Origin of the sequence: Alteromonas gilva (genome assembly GCF_028595265.1) — a bacterium.
Taxonomy (GTDB): domain Bacteria; phylum Pseudomonadota; class Gammaproteobacteria; order Enterobacterales; family Alteromonadaceae; genus Alteromonas; species Alteromonas gilva.
In genome coordinates this window covers 445,003-457,146 of sequence record NZ_JAQQXP010000002.1, presented here as the reverse complement: position 1 = coordinate 457,146, position 12,144 = coordinate 445,003, and the positions used below count along the sequence as shown (strand labels likewise).

At 51.3% G+C, this 12,144-nt stretch carries 9 protein-coding genes; 4 read left to right on the top strand and 5 right to left on the bottom strand.

Going from position 1 to position 12,144, the window contains the following annotated elements; genetic code table 11:
• The first annotated feature begins 138 nt into the window (after positions 1 to 138).
• Entirely contained in the window at positions 139 to 1,479 is a 1,341-nt protein-coding gene (locus tag OIK42_RS15660) for a M14 family zinc carboxypeptidase (protein WP_273641992.1), read from the top strand.
• A gap of 4 nt (positions 1,480 to 1,483) precedes the next feature.
• Here the strand turns inward: OIK42_RS15660 and OIK42_RS15655 are convergent, their stop codons facing one another.
• The 3 genes from OIK42_RS15655 to OIK42_RS15645 all read right to left on the bottom strand — a co-directional run bounded on the left by OIK42_RS15655 (position 1,484) and on the right by OIK42_RS15645 (position 5,279).
• A complete protein-coding gene (locus tag OIK42_RS15655; RefSeq protein ID WP_273641991.1) occupies positions 1,484 to 2,215 on the bottom strand; it encodes a substrate-binding periplasmic protein in 732 nt (243 codons plus the stop codon).
• A gap of 70 nt (positions 2,216 to 2,285) precedes the next feature.
• On the bottom strand, positions 2,286 to 3,425 hold the full coding sequence (locus OIK42_RS15650) for an acyltransferase family protein (protein WP_273641990.1): 1,140 nt from the start codon (positions 3,423 to 3,425) through the stop codon (positions 2,286 to 2,288).
• 9 nt (positions 3,426 to 3,434) lie between these two features.
• On the bottom strand, positions 3,435 to 5,279 hold the full coding sequence (locus OIK42_RS15645) for a glycoside hydrolase family 3 N-terminal domain-containing protein (RefSeq protein WP_273641989.1): 1,845 nt from the start codon (positions 5,277 to 5,279) through the stop codon (positions 3,435 to 3,437).
• A gap of 340 nt (positions 5,280 to 5,619) precedes the next feature.
• Here OIK42_RS15645 and pbp4b point away from each other — a divergent pair, with 340 nt between their 5' ends.
• Genes pbp4b through ggt form a run of 3 tightly spaced genes read left to right on the top strand, consistent with a single transcriptional unit; the run spans position 5,620 to position 11,200 of the window.
• Complete coding sequence (gene pbp4b / locus OIK42_RS15640; protein WP_273641988.1) at positions 5,620 to 8,097, top strand: penicillin binding protein PBP4B; 2,478 nt, start codon at positions 5,620 to 5,622, stop codon at positions 8,095 to 8,097.
• A gap of 48 nt (positions 8,098 to 8,145) precedes the next feature.
• Positions 8,146 to 9,522: a Na+/H+ antiporter NhaC family protein gene (locus OIK42_RS15635; protein WP_273641987.1), complete on the top strand. Its 1,377-nt coding sequence runs from the start codon at positions 8,146 to 8,148 to the stop codon at positions 9,520 to 9,522.
• A gap of 4 nt (positions 9,523 to 9,526) precedes the next feature.
• Positions 9,527 to 11,200 carry a gamma-glutamyltransferase gene (gene ggt, locus OIK42_RS15630; protein ID WP_273641986.1) on the top strand — a complete coding sequence of 558 codons (1,674 nt, stop codon included), beginning with the start codon at positions 9,527 to 9,529 and terminating at the stop codon, positions 11,198 to 11,200.
• A gap of 50 nt (positions 11,201 to 11,250) precedes the next feature.
• Here ggt and OIK42_RS15625 read toward each other — a convergent pair whose 3' ends face one another.
• Positions 11,251 to 11,538, bottom strand: coding sequence for a hypothetical protein (locus OIK42_RS15625; RefSeq protein ID WP_273641985.1), 288 nt, complete (start codon positions 11,536 to 11,538; stop codon positions 11,251 to 11,253).
• A 171-nt stretch (positions 11,539 to 11,709) separates the two neighbouring features.
• Positions 11,710 to 12,129, bottom strand: a complete 420-nt coding sequence (locus tag OIK42_RS15620) for a VOC family protein (protein WP_273641984.1) — start codon at positions 12,127 to 12,129, stop codon at positions 11,710 to 11,712.
• Positions 12,130 to 12,144: the final 15 nt, after the last annotated feature.

Genomic DNA, 12,144 nt, shown 5'->3' with positions numbered 1-12,144 from the left:
AGTCTCTGTTGCTTAAGAAATACGATCATGAATTTTTTATTCAAATATAAACTAGTTGATAAGAATATCAAAATCTCTTTTAATGGATCCTTTGGCGCTGTCGGCGTTGCAACTGTCGCTGTAAGGTTAATGTAAATTATGAAAAATGCCCATCCGCATACCACCGTTCAGGTGGCTGAGACGCTCTGGCAAACGCACAATTACCGGCAACTGGATAAGCCGCATCTGCGCTTTAACGACATCGAACCCATCATTAAAGCCCTGGCCGAACGTGCGGACATCACGTTAACCACACTGGGCCACACTTGTGCCCAACGGCCGATTTATCGGTTAACCACCGGTCATGGTCCGATGGTGATTCTGGCCTGGACGCAAATGCATGGTGACGAACCGACGGCAACGGCGGCGGTACTCGACTGGCTGCGTATTTTGCCCGACCTGGCGGCCACGTCTTTGCCCTCAGACTGGCAATCCCTGGTCACTATTCATGTTATTCCAATGCTAAACCCGGACGGGGCCGAGCGTTGTACACGGGTCAATGAACAGGGTATCGATATTAACCGGGATGCGCGCCAATTGCAGACGCCGGAAGGCAATATTCTGTGGCAACAGGTGAATGAACTACACCCGGATGTCGCGTTTAATCTGCATGATCAAAATCCCTATTACACCGCCGGGAACAGCGCCTACCCGTCAACCATTGCCTTTTTGGCGCCCGCTTTCCACCCCGATAAACATGTTGATGCGCCGCGCTTGCGAGCCAAACAATTAATCGCGTGTATGGCAGAAACACTGAGCCATTGGTTACCCTGCCATATTGGCCGATACGACGACACCTACTCCTTGCGTTCTTTTGGCGATAATATTGCTGGCACCGGCGCAAGTACAATCCTGATCGAATCTGGCGCGCATCCGCAGGATCCGCACCGCCAGGTGGCCAGAAAAATGAATGTCATAGCGCTGCACAGCGCCCTGGATGCTTTGCTGTGTAACCGTTATCAGGAAAAGTCCCTGGCCGATTATTACGCTATCCCGGACAACGTTGAGGATGGTTTGACCGATGTAAAGTTCGGCCAGGTTAAACAAACCATTCACCATACCACTTACACCTGTGATATCAGCGTTAATATCGACGCCGGAGGTAATGGAAGCATCAGCCATATTGGCGATCTCTCAACGCAGTCAGCATTTAAAACCGTGGGTGCCTATGACGCAGTGGTATTACCGCTAAAAGCCAAACACTTCAGCGAGCCCTTTACGTTAACTAAAGCAAACTATCTCGACTTATTAGCGGCCGGCGTATGCTACTTTGTGGGCGATAGCAGTACGCTCAACAACGAAACTGGTATGCCGGTACTTTGTTTGGCGCAGCCGCTTGATACCCCTGCGTTATTTCCCGGAGCGCCAGCCTACTGGCTGATGACTGATGCTGATAATACCCAATGGGCGGTATTAAACGGTCAGGTGATAGAGCTATAAACGGTTAAGTGGCGGGCGTAATTAAGGCTGCTAAGGACTGATTAAACTGCTGCACAAAAGCGGCAGTCACCTGCTTGTGACCAAACATAAAATGGACATCGGTTTGATGGATGGGTATTTCTGACACTGCAAAATCGTCGATACCTAACTCCAGCGCCCCGGCCATAAGCACATCTACGTCACCCACCACTGCATCAACCCGATCAAGCATGAGCAGTTGCAAGCGCCGTTGAGTACCTTCTGCATGGACAATATTATTGTTATAACGGGTCAACAGCTGGTCGCTCAGCACTTCGCCGAACCAGCCACTCCTGTTCAGGGCAACCAGTTTATCTGCGGCCAATACGTCGGTAATGCTCGCCTTGCTGTAGGCGCTGTGACGCGATCGTCTGAAGCCTAAAACGATCGTTTCCCGGCGATAGGGGATTGAGAAGTAATTATGCTTGTGCCTGTCAGTGGTGAACGCCGCGCCGAGAATAACACCAACAGAGCCTTCTTCGATCAGCTTTGCCAGGCGTTGTTCAGGCAGGTTCTCTGTACGCAGCGTGACATCTGATTGCTGCAACGTCTTGCGGAGTAAATCATAGTCAGTCCCGGCCACCTTGCCCTGCGCGTTGACATAGATATAGGGTTTCCAGTCTTTCGCCGAGGCAAGCGTAATTGTCTTGTTTAGCGGCTGGTTTGATAAAGCCGGCAAAGCGGCAAACATTGCACAGAACAATACAATCAGTCTCACAATAATCCCTTATCACGTTATCCCTGTCACTCCGCCCGACAGTATATACCCCATATCATGCAAGCTAAACTCAAATTCGCCAAAAGATCTTGTGACTGTACATGTATCTGATTGGCACATAACAAATCAATGTAAAGACCAGCGCGACAATTAAGGAGGCTAACTCCGGCCAACCGATGAAAGCCTCTGCAACGCCATAAAACCAGGCCTTAACAGAGCTGCCATTAACCTGAATCATGGAAACCAGTCTGGCCAGCACGCCGGATAACATATAAAAAGCAATGCTATTGGTTCCCGCTACGAGCAACGGATGGCCGTCGGCGAGTGAGCCGTATTTATTTTCATGCCATAAAAACAACAACAAAATAATCGTCAACATGCCGCTGCTCACTAACACAAACGTCGGTGTCCACAGTGCTTTATTCACCGGTACCCAGGCCGCTAACCCATAGCCTGCCACAATCGCCAGCGCAGCTACCATAAATAGCTTAGCTTTTGACGCCCGGCGCAGCAGTAAATACTGGCCCACCCATACACCGCTCAGGCAGGTTGCCACGGCAGGTATCGTCGACAATACGCCTTCCGGATCGAAAGCAAAGGGACTGGCATTGCTGTAATACAAATGCTGTGCACCAAGAAGGTGATGATCAAGGTAGGCCGCAAAGCTATTGCCAAATGCCCACATTCCCCGGTACAACTCGCCACTGGCATCACTGTAAGGGATAAAGGTCATGGCCGCCCAGTACCCGGCGAGCAAAGCCAGCGCGGCAACCCCCAGTCGTTTGCCATGCAGCGCCGATACCACGGCTACCGTTAACACATACACCAATCCCAGACGCGGTAATACACCAAGGTAACGCAGGTTGAGCAACCGATCTTCCACCCAGTTAAAGTCGGGCTCGCCACTGTACCAAAATAAATAAAGCCCCCAGCCCAGTAAGATAAGGATCAGCGCCCGCTTCGCCGCCGTTGCCAACACTGTCAGGCGGTTGCCAAGGCGCTCGGCTTCGCGAGGCAAATGAATAGCAATGGTCACCCCCATAATAAATATAAAACCGGGGAAGATCAGGTCGGTAGGCGTTAAACCATGCCAACTGGCATGCTTGAGTGGCGCGAAAATAGCGCCCCAGGTGCCCGGGTTATTGACCAACACCATGGCAAATATTGCCAACCCCCGAAAGGCATCCAGTGCCCGAATTCGCTGCGTCATGCTACCTGCCTATTGGATGGTTACCGGTGACTGCCCGGGCATGGGAGCAAGCCCCAACAACCCATCGGCAAGTGCCTCAAATACCGCCCCGTTAACCTCCGGATTTCCACCGTTTTGCGATGCTGAGCTAACAGTCACGTTATAACCAAAGGTGGCCACAGCGGCGTCGGCTGACTCGCGGTAGTCACTAATAATGTAGGGGGCTCTTAATGCTACAAAAACACTCTTCACCCCCTCGACTCTGGCCTGCGAAAACAAACGACGCAGCCATTGAGATTGGGTGGTTTTGTCTGGCCGGTTGCGCCAGGTCGATAAGTCGGCCATACCGCCCATTTCAACCAGGCTATGCTGGGGCGTGATATCGCCGACGATCAGCGCACTGCTATTGGTTAAGTCAGGTAATTGCGGTCGGCTGGTAATGTCGGTTAAGGCAATACACTGTAATTGCAACGCCTCCTGACGGTGCATCAACGCTGCGGACATGGCCTGACAACGGGCTTCGTCAGGCATTACCAGCGTCATCACCGGCCCTTTGAGCGGCAGCACGCCGTGATCGTACACCTTTGTGAGTGCGGCTGCGGCAAGCGCCCGTTCGGTTTGCTGGTTTTCTGCATAGGGTAGTGTCGCCTGTGCCTGCGCAAGCCTTTCACTGAATGGCTTGGCGATATAGTCATCAATACTGAAGGCGCGTTTGGCCGCCACTATGCGCTGCACAGAGGCGACCATCTCATCGCTATTAAGCTCGTCATTGTCGATAGCATCCAGCCACTGCTGGTAAAGCTGCCAAAACTGTTTCACTGTTGCTGGATTGCGAATAGCATAGGGCATCAACGCAATGTCGGCGCCGGCATTAAATGTGCGTATCACGGCATCGCGATGGTCAACATAATGAGCGATACCCGCCATATCCAGGGCGTCCGTTACAATAATGCCCTGGTAACCAAGTTTGTCGCGCAGCAGCCCGGTGAGAATTTTGTGTGACAACGTGGCAGGCACCAGCGTAGGCAGACCATCTTTACCGGTAAACTCAGTGTTATCAAGTAACGGATACTGGATATGGGCCGTCATGATCATTGCCGGCGGCTGCGGTTGGCCGATAGCATAACTAAAGGGTAAAAGATCCACCTCTTCGATGGTACTTATATCATGTTCCACGCGGGGCAACCCTGTGTGGCTATCGACATGGGTATCACCATGTCCGGGGAAATGTTTAAGCGCACTGAGGATATTTTCACTCTGTAGTGCTGCTACAGCTGCCGCCCCAAGCTCGGCAACCAGCGGCGCAGACTCACCATAGGAGCGCACGTTAATGACCGGATTATCGGCATTCACATTGACATCGACGGTGGGCGCAAAATTAACGTTAAAGCCTAACTGGCCAATACTTTTGGCGATACCTTTATTCACCCTTTTGGCAAACTCAGTTTGATGCACCGGGTAGGTGGCGCCGATCGCCATATTGCCAACAAATCGGGTGGCGACATTATCCGGCAGGCGCGCTACCCGGCCACCTTCCTGATCAATTGCAATAAAAAGGGGGGGCAGGCCAGCATCCTTTGCGACTTTTTGTAAGGCATAGGTCAATTCCACTATTTGCGCAGTATTTTGCAGATTTTCAGCAAACAGTATGACGCCGCCGATCCGGCCTTCACGGATAATGTCGGCAATTTCAGGTAACAGTGTGGTTACCGGCGTTTTACACGCTTCGGCAGGGGTACCATCTGCACAGTAATAGCGTATATCCAACATTAATTTCTGACCCAGCATATCACTGCTGTGTTCCTTGGTTGAACAGCCGGCAGCAATTAAGGCTGACAGGCATAACAATGTCGCCCTAAGGCACAGATATTTCATAAACAGTTCCGCAAAAACAAACGTGTGAAGGCTAGCTTAACCCAGTAGCCGGTAAAAATAAATTATTCCTGAACGTTATTAATACGCGTCGGAGTTACTGGTTGGCATACAGCTTCTACGTCACGTCAATCTTCAGCATTAATGGCCATATGAGGCTAACACCCTTAATAATATTGTTTTTCGCAGCACTTCGATAATTCACCCACATACAAAACGACAGGAATATTTTATTATTTACTTTATTAAGCAGTATGGTAATTTGGCACTATGCTGGTGTGGAGGTGGCTTGTAGCGCCGCTGTCGACAAGCGTCTGTTTAACCGAAATTTCGAGGATTCACCGTGACCATCCAAGGTTTTCGCTCTGCATTTTTATGGGCTATTTGTACACTGTTGTTACTGAGCTGTAGTAGCCGTCAGGTTATCGATATGCCCTCCGCTAACTACGGCGAACGGGTAAAATCACTGGTCATCCACTATACCGCCATTGATTACGCCCGCTCCGTCGATGCACTGGTGAACGAAGGGGGCCTTAGCGCTCACTACCTGGTACCCGAGTCCAATGATCCCAGCGATCCGGATGGCAAACCAAGAATTATTCAACTGGTCGATGAATCCAAGCGAGCCTGGCATGCCGGCAAAAGTTACTGGCAGGGTCGAACCGGTCTCAACGATCATTCCATAGGCATCGAAATTGTTAACGTCCCGGAGTGTCAGCGAGATACCCAAATGGCGGCATCGCAGGCTGAACATGGCGATAGCCGGCTATGCTTTTTCCCCGATTATGATCCGGCCCAAATTGCAGTTGTCATTGAGTTAGCTAAAGATATCATCGCCCGCAATCCGGACATTGCCCCCACCTCAGTAGTGGGTCACTCAGACATCGCTTTTACACGCAAAAATGATCCCGGTCCGCGTTTTCCCTGGTTTGAGCTTTATCAGGCTGGTATAGGCGCCTGGTACGACAACGACACCATGGCGGGCTACTGGAAAACCTTTAGTGAGCAAACACCCAGCATTGGTTTACTGCAATCGGCGATGCGTCGTTATGGTTATGGCATCATTGAAACGGGCATTGCCGACAGCCAGACACTCAATGCAATTGCCGCGTTTCAAATGCACTTTTTGCCCTGGCACGTTACCGGCCAGCCCGACAGCAGAACAGCGGCGGCGGTTTTTGCACTCCTTGATAAGTATTTTCCGGCGCACAAAGACAAACTGCTGGCACGTTACCACACCGAGCGCGACATTCTCGATGCACAGGCCAAAAACGCCGTACCCGCCACGCCTCGACGGGGCCAGATTGACACCTGGTTACCCGCTGAATCGCCCTCAAAACGCCAGTACGTAAACGACCGCTTTGCCTTTAAAAGTTATGCCGGACGAGGAAAGCTGCTCATTGAAACCGATCAACCCGCACAAGCCACGCTCAGTGTGAACGGTCAGACACTCAACCTCGCAGACACCTTTAACGCCAGAGAGCTTTATCGTTATTCCCTGCACAGACGAACCCATAATGGTATCAATACCCTGGCCGTCACCGATATCACACCGCCGGATGCCAAAATACACCTACAGGTGCCCTACCCTGAACTCATTGACAATACCGACGCCTATAAGCAGGCTTTTAGCGCGGTTGATGCATTAATCAACCGGGAGGTAGCAGAGGGTTTTCCCGGCGCTGTATTGCTGGTGGTAAAAGACGGCGAGATCATTAAACGTTCTGCTTATGGTTACCAAAAACGTTACGACGAAAATCAACAGCCCCTGGCATCACCGCAACCTATGCGGACAGACACCTTGTTTGATCTGGCCTCAAATACAAAAATGTTCGCCACCACCTTTGCCCTGATGCACCTGGTAGAAACCGGCCAACTCGATGTCAATCAGCCTATCCAGTATTATTTACCGGAATACCGGGGAGACGGGCGGGAGGCGCGCCGGGTAAGTGATTTGCTGTCACATCAATCAGGCTATGCGCCAAGCATTGCCTTTTACACCCCCGACAACACACTCGGCGAGCTGTTTTATTCACAAAACAAACAGCGAACAAGTGAGCTGCTGATTACCCGTGCGCCTTTTGTTACCGGCAACGGTTTACAGGCAGCCTATAGCGATACGAACTTTATGCTGCTGGGACTTATTGTAGAGCGTATTACCGGGATGCCGCTGGACCGCTATACCGAAAACTACCTTTACCAGCCTTTAGGGCTGAGTAACACCTTGTTTAACCCACTGTACAAAGGCCATCATAAAGATGAGTTTGCGGCCACCGAATTAAACGGCAATACCCGCGGCGGACGCATCGAGTTTCCGAATATCCGCCAGTACACGTTACAAGGAGAGGTGCACGACGAAAAAGCCTTTTACGCCATGCAGGGCGTAGCAGGCCATGCTGGTTTGTTTGCCACCGCTGATGACCTGGCCGTGTTAGCACAAACTTTATTAAACGGTGGCGGATACGGTGAAACCCACCTGTTCGACAGCAATGTGATCAACGCCTTTATTAAGCCCGACAATCGCTTTTGGCAATACGGGTTAGGCTGGCGACGCGCCGCCAATGGCATTAATCGCTGGCACTTTGGCCCCTATGCCAGTGATCAGGCTTATGGTCATACCGGCTGGACCGGCACGGCGACAGTTATCGACCCAGCTCTGGATTTGGCCGTCATTCTCTTGACCAATTCACGTCATTCGCCCATTGTGGAAGAGCAACAAGACAGGCCGATTTTTACCGGCAAACAGTTTGAAACCGGAAAATATGGCAGTATTGTGTCTCTGGTGTATGAGGCGGTATTAAACCGCACTGCTGCACCGTAGCAGATAACCTGCTGCGACTTTACAATAACAACAACAGGGTTCTCCGTTATGGATTGGGTTTCCATTATTCCGCCAGTCGTGGCCATTGTGATCGTCTTTTGGAAAAAAGAAGTCATCATGGCACTATTAATGGCTGTACTCAGTGCTGAAGCACTGATCCTATTCACTGCAACACCAGACAGTATTTTACTGGCACCGCTTACCTCTATTGAACGGGTGGTTGAAGTCGCTACCAGTGCTGGCAATACACGCATATTGCTATTCAGTGTGTTAGTTGGCGCATTGCTCGCTTATATTCGCGATTCTGGCGGGGTAACTGCCACCGTAGACTGGTTAACGCGCCGCGGCGTGGCAAAAAATCGTCGCCAGGTCGGCGGCCTGACCATGTTAACCGGCATCGTAGTATTTATTGAGTCGAACCTGAGCGTTTTAACAGCGGGGATTTTTGCCCGCGGATTGTTTGATAAGTTTGGTATGAGCCGGGCACGACTGGCCTATCTTATTGACAGCACCAGCGCGCCGATTTGTATTCTGATCCTGCTCAACGGCTGGGGTGCATTTGTGCTTGGCCTGCTGGATAACTACGAGCTGCCCGCCTCGTCCGCAAGTATTTTGTGGGGCTCGGTATTCTTTAACTTTTACGCCATTATTGCGCTGCTCATAGCCGGATACACGGTATTTGCCGACAAAGTGCACGGTCCGCTGGCCAAAGCAGAAAAAAGCCTGAGCAGTAATCAGCAGGAATTATCAGCAGCGCCCGCGACCAGCCCCGCCTATATGGTTGTGCCCATTTTAACCATGGTATTGAGCATGGTGGGCTTTATGTTATGGACCGGCAACGGCGTGCTGTCGCAAGGCAGTGGTAGTAAATCGGTCCTTTACGCGACTATTTTAGCCACCGCTGTCGCTTACCTGATGTTAGTACTGAATAAGCGGTTCACCCACCATCAGGCCGTCGACACGGGGTTTAAAGGGATGGGCGAATTACTCCCATTGGTAACCATTGTATTGTTATCACTCACCCTTGGCAGTAGCTTAAAGGTTCTGGGCACCGGTTTATTCGTGGCCGGAATAGTTGGTGAGTACTTACCATTATTTATGATTGTACCCATGTTGTTCCTTGCCGGGGCAATCATGTCGTTTACCACCGGTACCTCCTGGGGAACATTTGCCATATTAATTCCCATTGGTGTGCCGCTTATTCAGCAGCTTGGTCTGCCACCCTCGTTGGTTATCGCCGCGATACTTGGCGGCGGCGTGTTTGGCGATCATTGTTCGCCCATATCCGATACCACCGCGGTGTCTTCCATAGCCTCCGGCTGCGATTTACTTGAGCATGTGCGCACGCAAATGCCCTACGCCCTGGTCGGTGGTGGTTTAACCCTGATTGCTTATGTGATCACTAGCTTAATTATGATTGGATAACATTATGCGTAATGTGATTTTGAGTTGTTTTATCGTAACTTTGTTTGGCTGTTCATCAGCAGGCCCGACTCAGCCAGAGGCTGAATATGCGGTCGCCATGCCAGACCAATTTGCCGCGCAGGTCGCCCTTAATGTCATGGCAGAAGGCGGTAATGCCGTTGATGCAGCCATCGCAGCCCAGTTTGCTCTCGCCGTAACCTACCCCGAAGCGGGCAACATTGGTGGCGGTGGATTTATGACTATCTACATGGATGATGCCACTGACTTTCTTGATTACCGGGAAATGGCCCCTGCTGCTGCCTCCCGTGATATGTACCTGGACGAGAACGGTGATGTGCATCCGAGTGACTCGCTCTTTGGCGCTAAAGCATCGGGCATTCCCGGCACCGTTGCAGGGATGTGGCAAGCACACCAGAAATACGCAAAATTACCCTGGCAAAGATTAGTGCAACCTGCCGTAACGCTGGCTCAGGACGGCTTTTACGTTCCCGAAAAGCTCGCCGGCAGAGTGAGCCGGTATATTCAGCGGCTTGAACAACGTGGCCGCGAAAGCAACTTTGCCGACTATTTCGGTGCCGCTGCTACGCCTGGTGCGCTGTTTAAGCAACCGGAGTTGGCGGCAACATTAACGCGTATTCGTGATCGTGGCCAGGCGGGCTTTTACAGCGGTGAGACTGCCGCCCACATCGTTAACTTTATGCAAGCCAACGGCGGATTAATCAGCCGTGAGGATCTGCACAATTATACCGCTAAATGGCGCACTCCTATTACCTTTGCATGGCGTGGTTATGAGATCATTACCTCACCGCCGCCAAGCTCGGGTGGTATTGCCGTCGCTCAGTGGTTGGGTATGGTAGACAACGTGGTAAGCGACAACGCGTTGCCAGCGCACAACTCAGCTGAGTATTTGCACCTGGTCAGTGAAGCCGGTAAACGGGTATTTGCGGACCGCGCGGAGTACCTTGGTGACCCCGATTTCTTTGCTGTGCCGCAGTCACAACTGGTTGACCCTGCTTACATCGCCAAACGCGCCGCGGCGATAAACCTTAGCGCTATTTCAGCCACCCCGGACATCCAGCCCGGTTTGTATGAAAGCGAGGATACCACCCACTTTTCGATAGTGGATAAATGGGGAAATGCGGTCGCCAATACCACAACGATAAACCTTAGCTTTGGTGCCGGCGTAGTCGCAGAGGGCGCAGGCTTTTTGCTTAACGACGAGATGGACGATTTCAGTGCCAAACCGGGCGTTCCCAATTTCTTTGGTGCTGTGGGCGGCGAAGCTAACGCCATCGAACCCTATAAGCGCATGCTGTCTTCGATGACCCCCACCATAGTACTGGATAATGACGAGGTAAAACTGGTGACCGGATCGCCGGGTGGTACCACCATAATATCGTCAGTTACTCTGTCAATTTTAAATACACTGCTGTTTGATTTAAGCGCAGAGGATGCTGTTAACAGTCCGCGTTTTCATCATCAGTTGCTGCCCAAAGATACCATTCGCATGCATCCTGGCTTCGCGGCGACCACCAGGCAGGCGTTAACGGACATGGGGTATACCCTCGATGAACGACGGTTCGGTGATTTACATTTGATATTACAGCAAGATGGCAGGCTTTCCGCCGCATCAGAGGCCAGTGGCCGCGGTCGGGCTGTCGTCGAAAAAGCGCAATAAATGACGGTACGCGGCAGGCTTTTACCCTTACCGGGTTAAAAGGTCTGCCGTCACATACCAGGGGGTAAACTTGATGGCCAGTAGCCCGACAACATTAACACCGCGGCGATTAATGCAAGTAAGCCAATCGCAGCGCAGGTAAATCCGGTATGGGCGTTTTCGGAGCGGAAGATGGCCCGCTCTCTGACAACGCGACGCGGATAGCGTCCCAGGGTGAGAATTTTGCACAGCGGCCACCCCAACGCATAACATAATCGCCAAAAAAACACTTCGGCAATCAGGTAGCCAACACCTCTGAAAACACCTTTGCCTGTCTCGGTTACTATTTCTCCTATCACGTTGGGTCCCGTCGTTTGGTTATTATTATTGTTACCTAAGACCTGTGATCAGTCGCACAGGTTCCCACTCAGTACAAATTAGCGCTACTGAACTGCAGTGAAAAGGCTCTAGATTATGCTAAGTTATTAGAAAAAAAGGCTTAACAATAGCTTACATCGCTGGACAACATTTTAATCCACAGCAAAAAGCTGGTTGATATCAGCAAACGCCTTAAACTCCAGCGCATTGCCGGCAGGGTCCATGAAAAACATTGTCGCCTGCTCGCCAGGCTCGCCTTTGAACCTGACGTAGGGCTTGATAACAAATTCCATCCCTGCTGATTCAAGCGTCTCTGCCAGTGCCTGCCAATCGTCCATCGTCATTACCACGCCAAAATGCGGCACCGGCACTGCATGGCCATCCACCGCGTTATATTCTGGCTTTGAAGGCATAGCCTTAACCAAATGAGTCACCAACTGGTGGCCAAAAAAATCCCAGTCAATCCAATGACTATCACTACGCCCCTGGCGACACCCTAACAACGTGCCATAAAACTGCCTGGCTTTATCGAGATCATCAACCGGAATTGCTAAATGAAAGGGCTGGGGCATAACAGGCGTACTCCG